This is a genomic window from Pseudomonas sp. RW409 (assembly GCF_003184125.1).
Taxonomy (GTDB): Bacteria; Pseudomonadota; Gammaproteobacteria; order Pseudomonadales; family Pseudomonadaceae; genus Aquipseudomonas; species Aquipseudomonas chlororaphis_I.
The window spans coordinates 350298-370695 of sequence record NZ_QHHP01000034.1; the positions used below are offsets into that span (position 1 = coordinate 350298).

The 20398-nt window shown below is 65.1% G+C and carries 19 protein-coding genes; 7 read left to right on the forward strand and 12 right to left on the reverse strand.

The genetic code is table 11. The features are described 5' to 3' along the window. Positions 1 to 14 precede the first annotated feature (14 nt). Positions 15 to 1649: a collagen-like triple helix repeat-containing protein gene (locus tag DK261_RS17805; RefSeq protein ID WP_103331480.1), complete on the reverse strand. Its 1635-nt coding sequence runs from the start codon at positions 1647 to 1649 to the stop codon at positions 15 to 17. 374 nt (positions 1650 to 2023) lie between these two features. Between DK261_RS17805 and DK261_RS17810 the strand changes: the two genes are divergently transcribed. Then, entirely contained in the window at positions 2024 to 2473 is a 450-nt protein-coding gene (locus tag DK261_RS17810; RefSeq protein ID WP_016703794.1) for a DMT family transporter, read from the forward strand. A gap of 7 nt (positions 2474 to 2480) precedes the next feature. Here DK261_RS17810 and DK261_RS17815 read toward each other — a convergent pair whose 3' ends face one another. Together DK261_RS17815 and DK261_RS17820 are read right to left on the reverse strand one after the other, a co-directional pair. Beyond that, on the reverse strand, positions 2481 to 3335 hold the full coding sequence (locus DK261_RS17815) for a MaoC family dehydratase (protein WP_009046804.1): 855 nt from the start codon (positions 3333 to 3335) through the stop codon (positions 2481 to 2483). Positions 3336 to 3337: 2 nt separating this feature from the next. Next, positions 3338 to 4690 carry a 3-oxoacyl-ACP reductase gene (locus DK261_RS17820; protein ID WP_103331821.1) on the reverse strand — a complete coding sequence of 451 codons (1353 nt, stop codon included), beginning with the start codon at positions 4688 to 4690 and terminating at the stop codon, positions 3338 to 3340. A gap of 273 nt (positions 4691 to 4963) precedes the next feature. On the opposite strand from DK261_RS17820, the gene DK261_RS17825 reads away from it, so the two are divergent. Further along, on the forward strand, positions 4964 to 6241 hold the full coding sequence (locus DK261_RS17825) for an acetyl-CoA C-acetyltransferase (RefSeq protein WP_101281754.1): 1278 nt from the start codon (positions 4964 to 4966) through the stop codon (positions 6239 to 6241). A 236-nt stretch (positions 6242 to 6477) separates the two neighbouring features. Further along, positions 6478 to 7374, forward strand: a complete 897-nt coding sequence (locus DK261_RS17830; protein ID WP_096372983.1) for a PA4780 family RIO1-like protein kinase — start codon at positions 6478 to 6480, stop codon at positions 7372 to 7374. Between the two features lie 172 nt (positions 7375 to 7546). Here the strand turns inward: DK261_RS17830 and cueR are convergent, their stop codons facing one another. The 3 genes from cueR to DK261_RS17845 form a co-directional block, all read right to left on the reverse strand. Next, positions 7547 to 7948, reverse strand: coding sequence for a Cu(I)-responsive transcriptional regulator (gene cueR / locus DK261_RS17835; RefSeq protein WP_016703798.1), 402 nt, complete (start codon positions 7946 to 7948; stop codon positions 7547 to 7549). Further along, entirely contained in the window at positions 7945 to 10341 is a 2397-nt protein-coding gene (locus DK261_RS17840; RefSeq protein ID WP_110176085.1) for a heavy metal translocating P-type ATPase, read from the reverse strand. Before DK261_RS17840 ends, cueR begins: the two co-directional genes overlap by 4 nt. A 163-nt stretch (positions 10342 to 10504) precedes the next feature. Continuing rightward, positions 10505 to 10888, reverse strand: a complete 384-nt coding sequence (locus tag DK261_RS17845) for a hypothetical protein (protein WP_009046810.1) — start codon at positions 10886 to 10888, stop codon at positions 10505 to 10507. 148 nt (positions 10889 to 11036) lie between these two features. On the opposite strand from DK261_RS17845, the gene DK261_RS17850 reads away from it, so the two are divergent. Next, complete coding sequence (locus DK261_RS17850) at positions 11037 to 11234, forward strand: heavy-metal-associated domain-containing protein (RefSeq protein WP_007923288.1); 198 nt, start codon at positions 11037 to 11039, stop codon at positions 11232 to 11234. A 107-nt stretch (positions 11235 to 11341) separates the two neighbouring features. Beyond that, positions 11342 to 12538, forward strand: coding sequence for a multidrug effflux MFS transporter (locus tag DK261_RS17855; protein WP_016703800.1), 1197 nt, complete (start codon positions 11342 to 11344; stop codon positions 12536 to 12538). Here the strand turns inward: DK261_RS17855 and DK261_RS17860 are convergent, their stop codons facing one another. The 3 genes from DK261_RS17860 to DK261_RS17870 all read right to left on the reverse strand — a co-directional run bounded on the left by DK261_RS17860 (position 12539) and on the right by DK261_RS17870 (position 14205). Continuing rightward, entirely contained in the window at positions 12539 to 12718 is a 180-nt protein-coding gene (locus DK261_RS17860) for a hypothetical protein (RefSeq protein WP_038582330.1), read from the reverse strand. Between the two features lie 147 nt (positions 12719 to 12865). Next, positions 12866 to 13879 carry a zinc-binding alcohol dehydrogenase family protein gene (locus DK261_RS17865; protein WP_016703802.1) on the reverse strand — a complete coding sequence of 338 codons (1014 nt, stop codon included), beginning with the start codon at positions 13877 to 13879 and terminating at the stop codon, positions 12866 to 12868. 32 nt (positions 13880 to 13911) lie between these two features. After that, complete coding sequence (locus DK261_RS17870) at positions 13912 to 14205, reverse strand: putative quinol monooxygenase (RefSeq protein WP_110176108.1); 294 nt, start codon at positions 14203 to 14205, stop codon at positions 13912 to 13914. Between the two features lie 132 nt (positions 14206 to 14337). Here DK261_RS17870 and DK261_RS17875 point away from each other — a divergent pair, with 132 nt between their 5' ends. After that, entirely contained in the window at positions 14338 to 15267 is a 930-nt protein-coding gene (locus DK261_RS17875) for a LysR substrate-binding domain-containing protein (RefSeq protein WP_029526873.1), read from the forward strand. Between the two features lie 109 nt (positions 15268 to 15376). Further along, a complete protein-coding gene (locus DK261_RS17880) occupies positions 15377 to 16753 on the forward strand; it encodes an MFS transporter (RefSeq protein ID WP_016703805.1) in 1377 nt (458 codons plus the stop codon). Positions 16754 to 16868: 115 nt separating this feature from the next. Here DK261_RS17880 and DK261_RS17885 read toward each other — a convergent pair whose 3' ends face one another. From DK261_RS17885 to DK261_RS17895, 3 genes are all read right to left on the reverse strand, one after another. Beyond that, positions 16869 to 17822: an adenosine deaminase gene (locus tag DK261_RS17885; protein ID WP_007923280.1), complete on the reverse strand. Its 954-nt coding sequence runs from the start codon at positions 17820 to 17822 to the stop codon at positions 16869 to 16871. 212 nt (positions 17823 to 18034) lie between these two features. After that, the gene (locus DK261_RS17890; protein WP_110176086.1) at positions 18035 to 19000 is read right to left on the reverse strand and encodes a 2-oxoglutarate and iron-dependent oxygenase domain-containing protein; all 966 of its coding nucleotides are present in this window, start codon (positions 18998 to 19000) and stop codon (positions 18035 to 18037) included. Between the two features lie 141 nt (positions 19001 to 19141). Then, positions 19142 to 20224 carry a BMP family ABC transporter substrate-binding protein gene (locus tag DK261_RS17895; protein ID WP_038630529.1) on the reverse strand — a complete coding sequence of 361 codons (1083 nt, stop codon included), beginning with the start codon at positions 20222 to 20224 and terminating at the stop codon, positions 19142 to 19144. Positions 20225 to 20398: the final 174 nt, after the last annotated feature.

Sequence of the window (20398 nt, forward strand, 5' to 3'; positions counted from 1 at the left end):
CAGGTGCAAAACGCTTATCGGCTGCCGCCCAGGGTTCCGGTCAAGCCACCGAGCACACCGCCCAGCACGCCGGTGGTGCCCGTGGTCCCGCTGCCGCTGGTGGTGCCGCCGTTGACCAGGGTGCCGACCGTGGCGACGGTAGCGCCGACGGTGTTGACGGTCTGGCCGACGGTGCTCACCACAGGGTTGGGGGCGCTGGCGGTGATGCTGGTGCCTACCGTGCTGACGGCGCCGCCTACCTGGGTGAGCAGACCGGCGACGGGGGTGCCCACTCCGGTTGTGGCGCCGACTTGTTGGGTCAGGCTGGTGACGGTAGTGGTGACCGGGTTCAACGCTGCACCGACCGTGGCGCCGACACCGGCCAGTGGCGCAGTGGCGCCGACATTGGCGACACCGGTGCCGCCCAGGGCGCCACCCACCGAGGCCACCACGTTGCCGACCGAGGCACCGCTGACACCCGCGGCACTGACCAGGGTGTTGGTGTTGCCCGCATTCAAGCCGTTACCCAGGTTGACCACCGCACCGCCGACGGTTTCCAGAAGGCCTGCGCCGCCGATGCCGCCACCTGTGCCCGAGCCGCTGGTGGTAGCCAGGCCGCCGGCCGTGGTGGCGGTGGTACCGATGTTGTTCAGGGTGCCACCGAGGGTATTGGTCAGCGGGTTGCCGCCGCCGGTGGTGGTGATTTTGTTACCCAGGCTGTCGACCACGCTGCCGACCCGGCTGACCAGCCCGTCGACCGGGGTACCCAGGCCGGTCGCGCTGCCCACCTTGCCGGTCAGGCCTTCTGTCAGGGTGACGACCGGTACCAGCAGGTTGTTGCCCACCTTGTCTGTCACTGTCCCCAGGGGGCCGCCACTGGTCACGGTGGTGAGGGTGTCGCCGAGCATGCTGACCTTGCTGCCGACGCCGTCGAGTACCGGCGCCACCCGGGTGACCACGCCGCCCACCAGGGGAATGCTGCTGGTGCTGGTGGCCAGTTTGCCGCTGATGTCCGAGACGCCATCGCCGACGTCCGACACCACGTTGCCGACTATGGCCGTGGTCTTGCTCAAGGCCTGTGGATCGCTACCCAGTTGGCCGAGGCCATTGGTCAGGCCATCGCCTACGGTGTCGACCACATTGCCGGAGGTGTTCACCGCGCTTTGCAGGACCCCGCCGACTACCGGAAGCGGAGCCAGCGCGCTACTGAGGGTGCTGACACCGTCGCCGACGCCGCTGATGGTGGTGCCAAGGTCGGACACCAGGGTCGAGGTGACCAACGGGGTAGTGGTGGGTGTAGTCGGATCGGTCGGATTCGTCGGGTTGGTCGGATTGGTGCCGCCACCGCCACCGGTTCCGCCACCCGTGCCTCCGGTGCCGCCAGTGCCACCTGTCCCTGCGGTACCGCCGCCGGTCCCACCTGTACCACCGGTGCCGCCACCCGTTCCGCCGGTCCCGCCTGTGCCTGCGGTGCCTCCACCGGTTCCGCCTGCGCCACCCGAACCGTCGCCGGAGCCGCCGGAACCACTGTCGGTACCTGCCGCGCTGTCAGGCGAGGAGCTGCCGGAGCTGCTCTTGTGGCCGCCACCGCCGCTGCTGCAGCCGGTCAGGCCGAGGGCCAGGATCAGGGCCAGTGCTGTGCTTGTTTTCAACCAGACTTGAGTTTTCATGAGTGAGATTCCTTGCACCTGTTACAACGTTTTGTTGTTTTCGATAACTCCCCAGTTCTGTTGCTGGAGATGTTTTCGTCCGTTGTCGCTATAAAAGGTCCAAGGGTTTTTTTTCACCATTCTCAACTTGGTATTAACAACTTATATATCGGCTGTTTTTGCTCCTGCGGAGGGACTAATACCAAAGGTGTGGCGAGCGGAAACATTTTTAATAAAACATTATTAATCAGTATCTTGTGTTTTTTTATTTGCGAAATTTCAGGGGGCTAGAACGAAAGTTATATATATACAATTAATTGTCTGTCGGCGCCGTCACGGATTTGGCGTCAACTTGCCTTATAATCCGCAGCCTGGATTTTATTTGGAGAAACTTTATGCCTGCCCCTGTCTGGTGGCTGCTGTGCCTGCCGGTGATTGCCGGTGCTTTCCTACCCCTGCAAGCGGGAATCAACGGTCAATTGGCCAAGCAGGTTTCCAGCGTGCTGGCGGCGGCGCTGATCTCGTTTTTTGTCGGTACTGTGGCCTTGCTGGTCCTGGCCATGGCCCAGCGCGAAGTGCCCGGCCTGAGTGCCTTGAAAAGCCTGACCTGGTGGCACTGGTGCGGCGGTCTGCTGGGGGCGTTTTTCATTGCCACCGCGGCCTTCGCCGGCCCGCGGATCGGCGCCATGCTGTTCATGGCCCTGGTGCTCGCCGGGCAGTTGGGCATGGCCCTGGCGCTGGACCATTTCGGCTGGGCGGGTTTTCGCGAGGCGCCCATCAGCCTCGGCAAGATTGCCGGGCTGGTGCTGATCCTGGCGGGGGTGTTCCTGATTCGTCGCGGTTGAGGCGGGCTCAGGTCAACGGTTGCCAATGCCCGCTCATATGCTCCAGGTCGCCCGCGCCGGTCAGGCGCAAGTCACCGCTCGAACCCGCGGCGCTTGCCAGCAGGCACACCTCGCTGGGCAGGCGCACCGGCTTTCGGAAGTCCACGGCGATCTCGATATTGGCCGCCGGCAAATGCTCGCTCAACGCCGCCAGAGTCCGCGCCTTGTTCCACAGGCCGTGGGCGATGGCCTGGGGGAAGCCGAACATTCGGGCGCTCACCGCGCTCAGGTGAATCGGGTTGTAGTCGCCGGACACCCGGGCGTAACGCCGGCCGATATCGGCGGGGGCTTGCCAGCGCGTCAGCTCGCTGAGGCTGGCCTCGCTCGGCGGCTCTTCGGCCGCGGCTTCACCCGACAGTTTCACGCCCCGACAGAGCATCCGGCTTTGCGCTTCCCATAGAGGTCCGAGTGCATCGTCGACGCTGGTCAACAGATCGAACACCGCGCCTTTGGCATGGGGCTGCAAGTTGTCCACACGCACGCCGATGCTCAAGTTGCCGACCCCACCCATGGGCCGCAGCACACGAATGCGGTTGGCCAGGTGGATCAACCCCAGCAGCGGAAAGGGAAAGTCCTTGGCGGTCAGTAGTTGCATCTGCAGGGCGAACGCCAGCACATGGGGATAGGTCGGCGGCAGCAGGCCGTTCTCGGTAAAACCGCAGACCTGGCGATAGGCCGCAAGCTTCGCCGGCTGCACGCTCACCGGGTGGCGCAGGCCATATTCAGGCAGCTCGGTGCCGGTGATCCTGCGGCGGGTCGCGGCCTTCCAGTACAGCTTGGGCAGGTTCGGCGGGGTATCCAGCTCATTCCATTGCAGGCTCATGTTCAGGCTCCCAATACGCTTTGCCCACAGACGCGCAGCGCTTGCCCGGTGACCGCGCCGGTGCCCGGCTGGCCGAGCCAGGCCACGGCTTCGGCAACGTCCTGCGGCAACCCGCCTTGCCCCAGCGAACTCATGCGCCGCCCGGCTTCGCGCAGGGCGAACGGAATGTGCGCGGTCATCTGGGTTTCGATAAAACCCGGGGCCACGGCATTGATGCTGATGCCGCGCTCCTGCAACAGCGGAGCCCAGGCCTGGGCCAGGCCGATCAGCCCGGCCTTGCTCGCCGCATAGTTGGTCTGCCCGCGATTGCCGGCGATGCCGCTGATGGACGCCAGCAGGATCACCCGGCCGTTGTCGCGCAGGGTGCCGCTGTCCAGCAGTGCCTGGGTCAGCACCTGCGGGGCGTTGAGGTTGACCGCCAGCACCGCGTCCCAGAACTCCGGGGTCATGTTGGCCAGGGTCTTGTCGCGGGTGATGCCGGCGTTATGCACCACGATATCGATGCCGTCCGGCAACTGTTCCACCAACCGGGTCGCGGCGTCTTCGGCGCAGATATCCAGGGTGATCGCGTGGCCGCCCAGGCGCGCGGCCAGGGCTTCGAGATCGGTCTTGGCGGCGGGCACGTCCAGCAGCACCACCTGGGCACCATCCCGGGCCAGGGTCTCGGCGATCGCCGCACCAATGCCGCGCGCCGCGCCGGTGACCAGGGCCCGCGCGCCGGCCAGGGGCCGGGTCCAGTCCTGGACCTGGGGCGCGCAGGGGGTCAGGCGGATCGCCTGGCCGGAGATGTAAGCGCTTTTCGGCGAGAGAAAGAACCGCAGCGCGCCTTCCAGCTGGCTTTCGGCGCCCTCGCCGACGTACAGCAATTGCAGGGTGGCGCCGCTGCGCAGCTCCTTGGCCAGCGAACGGCTGAAGCCCTCCAGGGCGCGCTGGGCGCTGGCGGCGAACGGATCGCCGAGGGTTTCCGGGGCGCGGCCGAGAATCACCAGGTGCGCGCTGGGCTCGAGGTTCTTCATCAGCGGCTGGAAAAATTCGCGCAACTGCTTGAGCTGGTCGGTCTGCAGGATATCGCTGGCGTCGAATACCACGGCCTTGAGCCTGGGGCCGTGGCCGGGAATCCAGGCCGTGGCGAGGGTCGGATCGGTGCCGTAGCTGTAGATGCTCTCGGTCAGCCGCGGGGCGATGACGCCGACCTGCTGGGTGAGCGGGCCGCCGCCGATCAGCAGCGCCCCCTCGACCGGACGCATGCGGCCGGCCTGCCAGCGCTCCAGACGCACCGGCGACGGCAGGCCAAGGGCCCCGACCAGGCGGTGGCCGATGGACGAGTTGGCGAAGTCGATGTAGCGATCTGACATGGAACACTCTCCGTTCAGGCTGTCTGAAAACTACTGCGGGCTTCGCGCGCAATCCTGCGTTAAAAACAGGCTCGGAATGCTCATTTAGGCCCCTAAAGTCGTCCGCGACCCCGGCCGTTCCTCGCCTGTTTTTGCCTTGTCTTGCCTTCGCTCGCTACGTTTCAAACAGCCTGATTGCTGGGGTTCAAAGGTGTGGACCACGAAGGGCCTTCGGTCGTTCGATATACAACCTACGCTTGTCGGTTGTGCCACTCACAGAATAGGGAGCTTTCCATGACTCAGCTGCGTCGTGTTGCGATTATCGGCGGCAACCGCATCCCCTTTGCCCGTTCCAATGGTCCTTACGCCACTGCGAGCAACCAGGCCATGCTGACCGCGGCCCTGGAAGGCCTGATCGAACGCTACAACCTGCACGGCCTGCGCCTGGGCGAGGTGGCCGCCGGCGCGGTGCTCAAGCATTCCCGGGATTTCAACCTGACCCGCGAATGCGTACTCGGCTCGCGGCTGTCGCCGACCACCCCGGCCTACGATATCCAGCAAGCCTGCGGCACCGGCCTGGAAGCGGCGTTGCTGGTGGCCAACAAGATCGCCCTGGGGCAGATCGACTGCGGTATCGCCGGCGGCGTCGATACCACTTCGGACGCGCCGATCGGGGTCAATGAAGGGCTGCGCAAGATCCTGCTGCAGGCCAACCGCGGCAAGACCCTGGGCGACAAGCTCATGACCTTCCTGCAACTGCGCCCCCGGCATCTCAAGCCGGAGCTGCCGCGCAACGGCGAGCCGCGTACCGGCTTGTCCATGGGCCAGCACTGCGAGCTGATGGCGCAAACCTGGAACATCCCCCGCGACGAGCAGGATCAACTGGCGCTGGAGAGCCATCAGAAAATGGCCGCCGCCTATGCCGAGGGCTGGCACGACGATCTGATGACCCCCTTCCTCGGCCTGACCCGCGACAACAATCTGCGCCCGGACCTGACCCTGGAAAAGCTGGCGTCGTTGAAGCCGGTGTTCGAGCGCGGCGACAAAGCCACCCTGACCGCGGGCAACTCCACGCCGTTGACCGATGGCGCGTCCCTGGTGCTGTTGGGCAGCGAGGAATGGGCGAAGGAACGTGGCTTGCCGATCCTGGCTTATTTGCGCGACGGCGAAGCGGCGGCGGTGGATTTCGTCCACGGCGCGGAAGGGTTGCTGATGGCTCCGGTCTACGCGGTGCCGCGCTTGCTGGCGCGCAACGGCCTGACGCTGCAGGACTTCGACTACTACGAAATCCATGAAGCCTTCGCCGCGCAGGTGCTGTGCACGCTCAAGGCCTGGGAGGATGGGGATTACTGCAAGACCCGCCTGGGGCTGGACGCGCCCTTGGGCTCCATCGACCGCAGCCGGCTGAATGTCAAAGGCAGTTCGCTGGCGGCCGGGCATCCGTTCGCCGCCACCGGCGGGAGGATTGTCGCCAACCTGGCGAAGCTGCTGGAGGTGGCGGGGAAGGGACGTGGCCTGATTTCGATCTGCGCCGCCGGTGGCCAGGGCGTGACGGCGATTGTCGAGCGCTGAGGGCCCGGGTTGGACAGCCCTTGTTCGCGATCGAGCGCGAAGCACTCGCGACGAGCAGTGGGCGAGCAGTGGGCTATGATCCTGGTCGGTCGAGGGTGTCGGCATGACGGGTTGACCTGGCACATTGAGTGCATTGGCACTGTCGCAGGTCGGTAACCTCTCCCCGTGGTGCGAGGATTGCCGTATAACGAGTGACATTCGCGTGTTTGGTAATAAAGGACCCCTGATAAAAGCTGATGAAGACTCCAAAACGCATTGAACCCCTGATCGAGGACGGTCTGGTCGACGAGGTGCTGCGCCCACTCATGAGTGGTAAAGAAGCAGCTGTTTATGTGGTGCGCTGCGGCAACGAATTACGTTGCGCCAAGGTTTACAAGGAGGCGAACAAACGAAGTTTTCGTCAGGCGGCCGAGTATCAGGAAGGCCGCAAGGTGCGCAACAGCCGTCAGGCTCGCGCGATGGCCAAGGGGTCCAAGTTCGGGCGCAAGGAGGCCGAGGATGCCTGGCAGAACGCCGAAGTGGCGGCGCTGTTCCGCCTGGCCAATGCCGGGGTGCGGGTGCCCAAGCCGTTCGACTTCCTCGAAGGCGTGCTGCTGATGGAGTTGGTGGCGGATGAATACGGCGATGCCGCGCCGCGCCTGAACGACGTGGTGCTGGAGCCGGATCAGGCCCGCGAATATCACGCCTTCCTGATTTCCCAGATCGTGCTGATGCTGTGTACCGGCCTGGTGCACGGTGACCTGTCCGAGTTCAACGTGCTGCTGACCCCCGAGGGCCCGGTGATCATCGACCTGCCCCAGGCGGTGGATGCAGCGGGCAACAACCACGCCTTCAGCATGCTGGAGCGGGATGTCGGCAACATGGCGTCCTACTTCGGGCGCTTTGCCCCGGAACTCAAGCGCACCCGTTACGCCAAGGAGATGTGGGCGCTGTACGAAGCCGGCACCCTGCACCCGGGCAGCGTCCTGACCGGCGAGTTCGACGATCCTGAAGAACTGGCGGATGTCGGCGGCGTACTGCGGGAGATCGAGGCGGCGCGCCTGGACGAGGAGCGGCGCCAGGCCATGCGCATGGCCGACGACGCACCACCGACCAAGTCCGAGGAACCACCGCCTCCGCCCTGGATGCAGTGATTCACGGGCACAAAAAAATCCGGCAATAGCCGGATTTTTTGTGCCCGTGAATCACGTAGCCGCTGCCGCAGGCTGCGATAAGGCTCGAAGAGCCTTCCAGCGATCTCGAAGAGCACGTCCTCTTCGTACGGAATGCCGCCCAGACCGATCACAGCCTGCAGCAGCGGCTACATCACGCGCAGCACCCGCCCGAAGCAAGGTCCTTGAGAATCGGACAATCCGGGCGATGGTCGCCGTGGCAGTGCTTTACCAGATCCTGCAGGGTGTCGCGCAGCCCGGCCAGCTCGGCGATTTTCCGGTTGAGCTCGTCGATGTGCTGGCGGGCCAGGGCTTTGACATCGGCGCTGGCGCGCTGGCGGTCCTGCCACAGGGTCAGCAGCTTGCCCACTTCCTCCAGGGAAAAGCCCAGGTCCCGCGAGCGCTTGATAAAGGCCAGGCTGTGCAGGTCGTCGTCACCGTACAGGCGGTAGCCGCTGTCGCTGCGATGGGCCGGCCTGAGCAGGCCGATGGACTCGTAGTAGCGGATCATCTTGGCGCTCAGGCCGCTCTTGCGGGCTGCTTGGCCGATGTTCATCGGGCGTCCTCCAGGTCTTTGGGTTTCCAGGTTTTCAACAGTAGCGCATTGCTCACCACGCTGACGCTGGACAGCGCCATGGCCGCCCCGGCCAGCACCGGGTTGAGCAGGCCGAACGCCGCCAGCGGAATGCCGATCAGGTTGTAGACGAAGGCCCAGAACAGGTTCTGGCGGATCTTCGCGTAGGTCTTGCGGCTGATCTCCAGGGCCGCCGGCACCAGGCGCGGGTCGCCGCGCATCAGGGTGATCCCCGCCGCGTGCATCGCCACATCGGTCCCGCCGCCCATGGCAATGCCGATATCGGCGGCGGCCAGGGCCGGGGCGTCGTTGATGCCGTCGCCGACCATCGCCACCACGCCGGTCTTTTTCAGTTCGGCGACCGTGGCGGCCTTGTCAGCGGGCAGCACTTCGGCGTGCACGTTGGTGATGCCCAGGGCCTCGGCGACCACCTTGGCGCTGCCGCGGTTGTCGCCGGTCAGCAGGTGGCTGCCGATATGGCGCGCACCCAGTTGTCGTACCGCTTGCAGGGCGCCGGGCTTGAGGGTGTCGCCAAAGGCGAACAGGCCCAGTACGCGGGGTTGCGGCTGTTGTTCGATCAGCCAGGACAGGGTGCGGCCTTCGGTTTCCCAGGCCTGGGCCGAGGCCGCCAGGTCGCCGGCCTGCAGGCCGCTTTCTTCCAGCAGGCGCCGGTTGCCCAGGGCCAGTTGGCGGCCGTCCAGGGTGCCGGCGATGCCGCGGCCGGTCAGGGACTGGCTGGCGCTGACGTCGGCCACCGCCAACTGGCGTTCGGCGCACAGGTCGAGAACGGCCTTGGCCAGCGGGTGCTCGCTGCCGCGTTGCAGGGCGCCAGCCAATTGCAGCAGGTGGTCTTCGTTGCCATCGACCGCATCCAGATGGGCGATGCGTGGCGTGCCGGAAGTCAGGGTGCCGGTCTTGTCGAAGACCACGGTGCTGACTTCATGGGCGCGCTCCAGGGCTTCGGCGTCCTTGATCAGGATCCCGTGGCGGGCGGCGACGCCGGTACCGGCCATGATCGCGGTCGGCGTGGCCAGCCCCAGCGCGCAGGGACAGGCGATGACCAGCACCGCGACCGCATTGATCAGCGCGGTTTCCAGCGGCGCGCCATACAGCCACCAGCCGATCAGCGTTGCCAGGGCCAGCACCAGTACCGTCGGCACGAACACCTGGCTGACCCGGTCCACCAGCTTCTGGATCGGCGCCTTGCCGGCCTGGGCGTCTTCCACCAGGCGGATGATGCGCGCCAGAACGGTTTCCGCGCCGAGGGCCAGGGTCCGCACCAGCAGCCGGCCTTCGCCGTTGATGGCGCCACCGGTGACCGGGTCGCCGGGCTGTTTCGGCACCGGCAGGCTTTCGCCGCTGATCAGGGCCTCGTCGGCATGGCTCTGGCCTTCGACCACTTCGCCGTCCACCGGGAAGCGCTCGCCGGGCTTGACCAGCACCAGGTCGTTCAGGCGCAGGGCGCTGATCGCCACGTCCCGCTCACGGCCATCGACGACCAGGATCGCCCGCTCCGGGCGCAAGGCTTCAAGGGCACGGATGGCGCTGGCGGTCTGGCGCTTGGCGCGGCTTTCCAGGTACTTGCCCAGCAGCACCAGGGCGATCACCACGGCCGAGGCCTCGAAGTACAGGTGCGGCATGCCGCCGGCGGGGGTGATGGCCCATTGGTACAGGCTCAAGCCGTAACCGGCGCTGGTGCCCAGGGCCACCAGCAAGTCCATGTTGCCGGCACCGGCGCGCACGGCTTTCCAGGCGGCGACATAAAAACGCGCACCGAAGATGAATTGCACCGGCGTGGCCAGGACGAACTGCGCCCAGGCCGGCAGCATCCAGTGCAGGCCAAAGGGTTGCACCACCATGGGCAGTACCAGCGGCAGGGCCAGCAGGATCGCCAGCACCAGGGACCAGCGTTCGCGCTGCAGGCGTTGTTGCTGATCGTCGCGCTCGGGGTGTTCGGCCTGCCACAGGGTGGCGGAGTAGCCGGCCTTGTCGACGGCGGCGATCAAGTCGGCGCTATCGACCTGACCCAGCAGATCGACGTGCGCGCGTTCGTTGGCCAGGTTGACGCTGACCCGGGTGACCCCGGCCACCTTGCTCAGCGCACGTTCCACACGGCCGACGCAGGAGGCGCAGGTCATGCCGCCGATGTTCAGTTCCAGGCTGTGGGCCGGCACGCTGTAGCCGGCATCCTGCACCGCGGCCATCAGCGCCGGCAGGCTGTCGCTGGGCGCCTGGACGCGGGCCTGTTCGGTGGCGAGGTTGACGCTGACAGCCATGGCGCCGGCGACCTTGCTCAAGGCGCGTTCCACGCGCCCGGCGCAGCTGGCGCAGGTCATGCCGGCAATCGGCAGGTCAAAAGTGGTTGATTCGGACATCACTGACACTCCCTGTAAACGGTGGTCTACAGGATCAACCTTGCCATGCTGGCAAGGTCAAGCGCCATGGTGCGGGGTGCTTCAATCTGTCTCGGGGGGAAACCTGGATCGTCGCCCGTGCCGGTTCCGGGGAGGCAAAGGGCGCAGGCGACGATCCGGGGCCTCAGTATCCCAGGCCGGTGCGCTGGAGCTGCAGGCCCGATGGGCTCATGGCGATGCGGAACTTCAGTACGTCGCCGGCCTTGAGGCTGATGTCCTGGGAGCTTGGCGCGAGCATGCCCGGGTTGCAGCCCGGCATCTGCCCCGGCAGCAGTTTCAGACGCAGCGAGACTTTGCCCGGCGGCAGGTTGAAGGACGTGGCTTGTTCCTGGAACAGCCGGCCCGCCAACTGGTCCTCGATGTACAGGCCGATTTCGCAGGACGTGGCGACTTCCAGCCGTTCCCGGGAAATGATCAGGACGCCGTAGTCCTCGCCGGCGGCATTGACCGAAGGGGTGGCCGCGATCAGGCCGAGGAGGCTGAACAGGCTGATAACCGACCAGCGCATGGCTGAATCTCCTAGTGTCGTGTCGTTGAGGGGTGAAGCTTGGCCGAGCGCGTCGCCGATTGCCAGCCCGGCAGATGTATCCGGAACTTGACCTTGCCATGGTGGCAAGGCCAAGACTGGCGATAACCCTCACAACAGGAGAAGCGTCATGCAAGTGTTCAATGTCGAAGGTATGTCCTGCGGTCACTGCGTCCGGGCCATCACTCAGGCGGTGCAGAGCAAGGATCCGGCGGCCAGCGTCAAGGTCGATCTCGGGGCCAGGGAAGTGGGTGTGGAAAGCCGCTTGTCCGCCGACGAGGTGATCAGCCTGATCAGCGAAGAAGGCTATGCGGTCAAGCTGGCTTGAGCGGATTTAACCGGTCTTTTTAATAGTTAGCGACCTATCGGAATGTTCAAGGCCTCCAAGCGCGGATAAACTGTCGGGCTGCCGACCGACCCGCACCTGGATGCCTGATGAACCTTCGCACAATCCTGATTCTCGGCGCCCTGAGCGCCTTCGGTCCTCTGGCCATCGACTTCTATCTACCGGCGTTCCCGGCGATGGCGCTGGCCTTTGGCACCGATGAAAAACACGTTCAGTTGACGCTGGCGGCCTACTTCCTCGGCCTGTCCATCGGCCAGCTGGCCTACGGTCCCGTGGCCGACCGCTTTGGCCGGCGCATCCCGTTGCTGGCCGGGGTGGGGCTGTTCACCCTGGCGTCCCTGGCCTGCGCCTACGCGCCGAACCTGGAATGGCTGATCGGTGCGCGGTTCGTCCAGGCACTGGGCGGCTGCGCGGGCATGGTGATTTCCCGGGCGGTGGTCAGCGACAAGTGCGACGCGGTGGGTTCGGCCAAGGTGTTTTCCCAGCTGATGCTGGTCATGGGCTTGGCGCCGATCCTCGCGCCGATGCTCGGCGGCTTGCTGGTGAATCTCTACGGCTGGCAGTCGATCTTCATCATGCTGACCCTGTTCAGCGCCCTGGCCGGCCTGGCGGTAGCCCTAGGCTTGCCGGAAAGCCTGCCGGCCCATGTGCCGCGCCAGCCGTTGTCCGGCGCCTTGCGCCAGTACGGTCGGTTGCTGGCTGACCGGGTGTTTCTCGGCCATGCCCTGACCGGGGGCATCGCCATCGCCGGGATGTTCGCCTACATCGCCGGTTCGCCGTTCGTCTTCATCAAGCTCTACGGTGTGCCGGCCGAGCACTTCGGCTGGTTCTTCGGGATCAACGCCGGCGGTTTCATCTTGGTGGCGCAGATCAATGCGCGGTTGCTGGCCAAGCGCGGTCCCGCTTTCCTGCTGGCGCGCACGGTGTGGATCTACCTGTTGGGTGGCCTGGCGCTGCTTGCCGTCAGCTCGCTGCACCCGGCACAACTCTGGCCGCTGCTGCTGCCGCTGTTCATTTGCATCGCCAGCCTGGGTTGCATCCTTCCCAATGCTTCGGCCTGCGCCATGAACGGTCAGGGCGCGCGGGCCGGCAGTGCCTCGGCGATGCTCGGCTGCCTGCAGTTCAGCGTGGCGGCCGGCGCCGCGGCGCTGGTGGGAGTGCTGCACGACGGCAGCGCCGTGCCGATGGCGACGGTCATCAGCCTGTGTGGGATTCTGGTGGTGACGCTGGCGATGGTCACCCGGAAATTGCAGAACGCCAGGGCGCTGCAAGCCGCCCAGCTGTAATCAGCCGGCGGCGCGCTGTTGGCTTTCGGGGAATCGATGGGGAGCTTGCAGACGCGTTTCCAGGGTATTGGCGAAGGCTCGGGCTTCGGCTTCGCTGCGGAAGGTCACCGCATGCTGGTCGAGTTGAACCTGCCATTGGGAGCCTTTGGATTTTGCCAATTCTTTTATCAGGATCTTCATTGCTGACCTCCTCGGGTAAAAGATTTGCACTGCAAGGGCCCCCAGTGTAGACCTGAATACGGTCACAAGTATGACAAGGATCAACTCTCGGACTGACGGCGTCCTGCCCCTTTCCGGAGCCGGCAGGACTGCCGTCCGCTCCCTGCTTCAGAACCCTTCCAGCACGATCTTGCCCTTGGCTTTGCCGCTTTCCAGCAAGGCATGAGCGCGCCGCAGGTTGGCCGCGTTGATGGTGCCGAAGTGCTCGCCGAGGGTGGTCTTCAAGGTACCGGCGTCGATCAGCTCGGCGACGCGATTGAGCAGCTTGTGCTGCTCCTGCATGTCCGCGGTCTCGAACAGCGAACGGGTGTACATGAACTCCCAGTGCAGCGACAGGCTCTTGCGCTTGAGCTTGGTCACGTCGAGGGTTTTCGGATCGTCGATCAGCGCCAGCCGACCCTGTGGCGCGAGGGCCTCGACCAACTCGTCCAGGTGCGCGTCGGTCTGGGTCAGGCTGGCGACATGGGTGACGCTGGCCTGGCCGGCCTTCTTCAGTTCCTGGCTCAGCGGCTGGCTGTGGTCGATCACCAGGTCGGCGCCGAGCTCGCGCACCCAGCCCTGGGTTTCAGCGCGCGAGGCAGTGCCTATGACCTTAAGAGCGGTGAGCTGGCTGGCCAGTTGGGTGAGGATCGAACCCACACCGCCGGCCGCGCCGACGATCAACAGGCTCTGCTGCCGATCGGCCTGGCCTTCGGCGATCTGCAGGCGCTCGAACAGCAGTTCCCAGGCGGTGATCGCGGTCAGCGGCAGGGCGGCGGCTTCGGCGAAACCCAGGCTCTTGGGCATATGGCCGACGATGCGCTCGTCCACCACATGCAGTTCGCTGTTGCCGCCGGCGCGGGCGATCGAGCCGGCGTAGAACACCTTGTCGCCGGCCTTGAACAGGCTGACGTCGCTGCCCACCGCCTTGACCACCCCAGCCACGTCCCAGCCCAGCACCTTGGCGGCGCCGCCTTCAGGCTGGACGTTCTGGCGGACCTTGGTGTCCACCGGGTTGACCGAGATGGCTTTGACTTCCACCAGCAGGTCGCGAGGGCCGGCAACCGGTTCCGGCAGTTCGATGTCTTGCAGGGACAAAGGATCGTTGATCGGCAGGGAGGCGTAGTAGGCGATGGCTTTCATGGTGAGTTTTCCTGATGAAGATGAAGGTCGGGTCAGAGGATCAGCAGCAGGCGCTTGAGCTCGAAGTGCTCGATCGCCTCGCGGGTCTGGCTGAGAAAGTGCTGGAAGTGCACCGTGGCGTTGTGAAACTCCAGGGCCGCCTCATCGTCCCAGCGCTCCAGTACATAAAAGGTGCCTGGGTCTTCGGCGTCCTGGTGCAGGTTGTAGTACTGGCAGCCGGTTTCTTCACGGCTCGGTTGCACCAGGGCGGTGAGTTCGCGTTGGAGCAGGGCCTGCTGGCCGCTCTTCGCGACAAGGGTGGCAATGGCGGTAAAGGCTTGCGACATGGTGGCGTCCTTCAGGGCGGTATGACGGGCTGGTGTGAGAGTGCGCAGATCATTGGCCATTTCCCCGGAAGATAAAACCGGCTAAAACAGCAGTCTCTTTCAATATTTTTTTGATAATGCCCGGTGAGCCAGATGCTGCGATTCGATGACCTGCAATTGTTCGTGCGCGCCGCCGACCTCGGCAGCCTGTCTGCCGCGGCGCGGGTCATGGACCTGTCGGCGGCGGTGGCCAGCGCCGCCCTCAAGCGCATCGAGCAGCAGCTCGGCGCCCGGCTGCTGGCGCGTTCGACCCGCAGCCTGCGCCTGACCGCCGAGGGCGAAGGGTTTCTCGAATACGCCCGCGCCGCCCTGAGCAACCTGGAGGAAGGGCGGCGCTTGTTGGCCAGCGGCCAGGATCAGGTCAGCGGCGTTCTCCAGCTGTCCGCGCCCTCGGACTTCGGCCGCAACCTGTTGCTGCCCTGGCTCGACCGGTTCCAGCAGGAGCACCCCAAACTCACGGTGCGCCTGCTGCTGGGCGACCGTATCGCCGACCTGTTTCGCCAGCCGGTGGACATCGCCCTGCGTTACGGCGAACCGGAAGACTCCAGCCTGGTGGCCTTGCCGGTCGCGCCGCAGAACCGCCGGGTGCTGGTGGCCGCGCCCGAGTACCTGGCCCGCCACGGCGAACCGCGCCAGCTGGAGCAACTGGCCCAGCACAATTGCCTGCTCTACATGCTCGGCAGCCGGGTGCACGACCACTGGAGTTTTCACGATGGCAAGCGTGAGGTCGGCCTGACGGTCAGCGGCGATCGTTTCAGCGACGATGCCGATGTGGTGCGCCTGTGGGCGGTGGCGGGGCGGGGCATCGCCTACAAGTCCTGGCTCGACGTGGCGGCCGATGTGCTGGCCGGGCGGCTCAAGGTGCTGATGCCGGAGCTGCGCTGCGAACGGGCACCGCTGAACCTGTTGTGCGCCCATCGGGCGCAGTTGAGCAAACCGGTGAACCTGCTGCGGGACATGTTGCAGGCGCGCTGCGCTGAAGTTTCCGCGCATTACCCCAGGCCAGCCCACGCCGATCACTGACCCTGGCCGGCGGCGTCGTTGCGGGGTGCGGGCAGGTCGCATCCAGCACTGAGCGGCGGCGTCGATCTTGCACACTCGATTGCAGACCATTCAATCGGGGGGACGGGGCATGGCAAGTCAGGGATACAGTGCGGCGGAGCGTCTGGAACGCTTGCCCATCAGCGGTTATCACCGAGTCATTTTCATCATCATCGCCCTGGCGTTTTTCTTCGACTCCATGGACCTGGCGATGATGACCTTCCTGCTCGGCTCGATCAAAGCCGAGTTCGGCCTAAGTACGGCCCAGGCCGGCTTGTTGGCCAGTTCGAGTTTCTTCGGCATGGTGGTCGGCGCATCGCTGTCGGGCATGCTCGCCGACCGCTTCGGGCGCAAGCCGGTGTTCCAGTGGAGCATCGTGCTCTGGGGCATCGCCAGTTACCTGTGCTCCACGGCGCAGACGGTGGACAGCCTGACCCTGTTCCGGGTGCTGCTGGGGATCGGCATGGGCATGGAGTTTCCCATCGCCCAGTCGATGCTGTCGGAGATGATCCCGGCCAAGCGGCGCGGACGCTATATCGCCTTGATGGACGGCTTCTGGCCGCTGGGTTTCGTCGCGGCGGGCGTGCTCTCGTATTTCCTGCTGCCGTTGATTGGCTGGCGCGACATCTTCCTGGTCCTGGCGATCCCGGCGGTGTTCGTGCTGGCGATCCGTTTCTTCATTCCCGAGTCGCCGCGCTGGCTGGAGCAGGCCGGACGGCACGCCGATGCCGACCAGGTGCTGCGACGGATCGAGGATAAGGTCCGGGCCTCGTTGCAGCGCGCGGATCTGCCCGAGCCGGTGCGCCTGCCGCGGGTGGAAAGCGTGCCGGGGCATTTCTTCTCGGCCTTGCGCGAGATCTGGTCGCCGCTCTATCGCCAACGCACCATGATGATCTGGAGCGTCTGGTTCTTTGCCCTGCTGGGTTTTTATGGCCTGACCTCGTGGCTCAGCGCCTTGTTGCAGCAGTCGGGGTTCGCCGTGACTCAGTCGGTGTACTACACGGTGCTGATTTCCCTCGGCGGGATTCCCGGCTTCCTCATGGCCGCCTGGCTGGTGGAGCGCTGGGGGCGCAAGCCGGTGTGCGTGATCACCCTGCTGGGCGGTGGGGTCATGGCGTTTTTCTACGGGCAGAGCGCGGTGTTCGGCGGCAACGTGGCGCTGTTGATCAGCTCCGGCCTGTTGATGCAGTTCTTCCTGTTCGGTATGTGGGCGGTGCTCTACACCTACACGCCCGAGTTGTATCCCACTTCGGCGCGGGCTACCGGTTCCGGCTTCGCCTCGGCGGTGGGGCGCATCGGTTCGCTGCTCGGGCCTTTGGTGACCGGCGTGGTGTTCCCGATGACCGGGCAGGGTGGGGTGTTCGCCCTGGGCGCGCTGTGTTTCGCGGTCGCCGCGGCGGTGGTCTGGCTGTTCGGGATGGAGACCCGGGGCAAGACGCTGGAAGAGTTGAGCGAAGTCGGCGCCTGAGCTGTAGCCGCTGCCGCAGGCTGCGATAGGTCCGCAGGACCTCCGGCGTCATTGAGATCGCCGCGACCGTTCCGGTCGATCGCAGCCTTCGGCAGCGGCTACAGGTGTATCGCGGTTACGGCTTGACCAAGCGCGCATCCAGGCTGTTCTGCGCCAGGCGCTTGGCCTGATCCTGGGTCATGCCCAGGTGGGTGTACAGGGCGTGGAAGTTCTCGGTGACGTAGCCGCCGAAGTAGGCCGGGTCATCGGAGTTCACGGTGACCTTCACCCCACGCTCGAGCATCTCGAGGATGTTGTGCTGCGACATGTGATCGAACACGCAGAGCTTGGTGTTCGACAGTGGGCAGACGGTCAGCGGGATCTGCTCGTCGATGATGCGCTGCATCAGTCGCTCGTCCTCGAAGGCGCGCACGCCGTGGTCGATGCGCTGGATCTTCAGCAGGTCGAGGGCTTCCCAGATGTACTCGGGCGGGCCTTCTTCACCGGCGTGGGCGACGGTGAGGAAACCTTCGCTGCGGGCACGATCGAACACCCGCTGGAACTTGCTCGGCGGGTGACCCATTTCCGAACTGTCCAGGCCGACCGCGACAAAGGCTTCGCGGAACGGCAGCGCCTGGTCGAGGGTTTTCTGCGCTTCGTCTTCGCTCAGGTGGCGCAGGAAGCTCAGGATCAGGCCGCTGGTGATGCCCAGTTGCTGCTCGCCATCCTTGAGCGCGCTGGCGATGCCGTTGAGCACCACTTCGAAGGGGATGCCGCGATCGGTGTGGGTCTGCGGATCGAAGAAGGGTTCGGTGTGGATGACGTTCTGCTCTTTGCAGCGCAGCAGGTAGGCCCAGGTCAGGTCGTAGAAATCCTGGGAGGTGCGCAGTACGTCCGCGCCCTGGTAGTACAGGTCGAGGAACTCTTGCAGGTTGTTGAAGGCATAAGCCTTGCGCAGGGTTTCCACATCGCTCCAGGGCAGGGCGATCTTGTTGCGTTCGGCCAGGGCGAACAGCAGCTCGGGCTCGAGGGAACCTTCGAGGTGCAGGTGCAGTTCGGCCTTGGGCAAGGCGTTCAGCCAGTCGTACATGGGTGTGATCTCATCAGGTGCAGTCGAGCGCTGCGTGAACGTGTTGCGCTCCATCATCCTGCGGCGAAAAGCCAACCGCAAGGTGCGATGACAGGCGCCGGCCCCAGGTTTTCCCAGGGCTGCGCGGGCGCGTCGGGTTTCATCGCGCCCATAAGGGCAGGCATTCTACAGGCGCACGCGGACGATTCGGCAAAACCTGACCAACCGGCCGATCAGGACGCTTGCAGTTCCCGGCGATAGGCATAGGTATCGGCGAACCGCGACAAGAGGAACTCGGCGCAGGTGGTGACCGGGTACTTCGGCGGATGCTCGGCATCCTGGCAGCCGGGCAGGCATTCGATGCGCGTATCCGGATGGGGCTCGGCGAAGAACGGCATCGAGTAGCGGTCCACCCCCAGCGGGCTGATCACCCGGTGCGGCGTCGACAGGTAACGGTCGTTGCTCCAGCGCGCCATCATGTCGCCGAGGTTGACCACGAAGGTGCCCGCGATGGGCGGGGCGTCGATCCACTGGCCCTGGACGTTGCGCACCTGCAGGCCGCCGGCGCTGTCCTGGTAGAGCAGGGTGATGCAGCCGTAGTCGGTGTGGGCGCCGGCGCCTTGCTGCTCGTCGCTGCTGGCGGTGTGCCGCGGCGGGTAATGGATCAGGCGCAGGACGCTGACCGGCTCCTTGAAGCGGCGGTCGAAGAAGTCACGCTCGATGCCCAGGGCCAGGGTCATGGCCCGCAGCAGGGTCTGGGCCAGGGCCTGCATGTCCAGGTAGTGCTGCTCCATCAGGGTTTCCCAGCCGGCGATATCCGGGTGCCGGTTGCTGCCGCGCAGCGGTTTTTCCGCGAGCACCTCGGGATGGTCGGCCGGCAGGTGCAGGCCCATGTCGAAGGTTTCCTTGAGGTCGCTGGGCTTGTCCGGGTCCAGCTGCTCAGTAGCGATCGCACCGTAGCCGCGATGGTGGCGGGTCTGGGTGATATCGATCTTGAGTTTCTCGGCGGCCGGCAGGGCGAAGAATTGCCGGGCGGCGTCGAGCAACTGGCCGATGCGCGCGGCGCTGATCGGGTGGCCCTTGATATAGAAGAAGCCCCACTCGCGGCAGGCGCGGTCGATCTGCTGGGCGACGCTGTTCCAGCCGTGGGCGTCGTCGCCGTAGAGCGGGCTGATGTCGATGATTGGAAGCTGGTTCATATAAATGCTCTCAAGGTAGCCGCTGCCCTGTAGCCGCTGCCGCAGGCTGCGATCGACCCCGAAGGGGGCGTGCTCTGGATATCGAGCCAAGGTCCTTCGGAACTTAGTGCAACTGCGGCTGCGGCTACAGGATTCGATGAGTCATTTCGGAATGTCGGCCTTCATGCCTTCCACGTAATAGTTCATCGACGCGAGCTCGGCATTGCTGGCGCTGACCCCGGCGGCGAGTTTTTCCACGCCGGCCTGATCCTTGATCGGCCCGGTGAACGGGTGGAAGGCGCCGCTCTTGATGTCGGCGATGATCTGCTCGGCTTCACGCTTGACGTCGGCCGGCACCAGGTCGCTGATCGGCAGTTCGACCGTGCCTTCCTTCAGGCCGCCCCAGTAGTCCTGGGATTTCCAGCTGTGGTCGAGCACGCCCTGGGTGGCCTGGATGTAGTGCGGGCCCCAGTTGTTGACGATGGAGGTCAGCACCGCTTTGGGCCCGAAGTGGGCCATGTCCGAGGCGTAGCCCACGGCATACACGCCACGGCGTTCGGCGGCCTGGATCGGCGCCGGGCTGTCGGTGTGCTGGAAGATCACGTCGGCGCCCTGGTCGATCAGGGCGTTGGCGGCGTCGGCTTCCTTGCCCGGGTCGAACCAGGAGTTGACCCACACCACCTTGATCTCGGTGCCCGGGTTGTATTTGTTCAGGGCCAGTTGGATGGCGTTGATGTCGCGGATCACTTCCGGGATCGGGAAGGAGGCGATGTAGCCGACCTTCTTGCTCTTGGTCATCTTCGCCGCGAGAAAACCGCCGACGTAGCGACCTTCATAGGTGCGGGCCAGGTAGGTGCCGAGGTTCTTGTCCTGTTTGTAGCCGGTGGCGTGTTCGAAGGTGGTCTTGGGGAATTGCTTGGCGACTTTCAGGGTCGGGTTCATGTAGCCGAAGGAGGTGGTGAAGATCAGGTCGTACTGGTCCTTGGCCATGTTGCGGATCACCCGCTCGGCGTCGGCGCCTTCGGCGACGTTCTCCACGTAGTTGGTCTTGATCCGGTCGCCGAACTTCTCTACCAGCGCCTTGCGTCCCTGTTCATGCTGATAGGTCCAGCCGTGGTCGCCGATCGGGCCGATATAGACGAAGCCGACCTTCAACGGATCGGCGGCGCTGGCGCCCAGCGAGACGCTCAGGCCGATGGCCGCGGTGAGGGCGCACAGCAATTTTTGCAACGGACGTTTATGCATGAATCCGGACTCCATTTTGTTGTGGGGCGAGGCTGGGCTCTAAGGCTTGAATGGCTCAATGCAAATAGCTGACCAACAGGACAACAAAATTTCGGGGGGCAGGGTGAAGCCTTCGCGGGCAAGCCTCGCTCCTGCAGAATCGCGGCGATCACGGGATCCGGCATGGCGTAAATC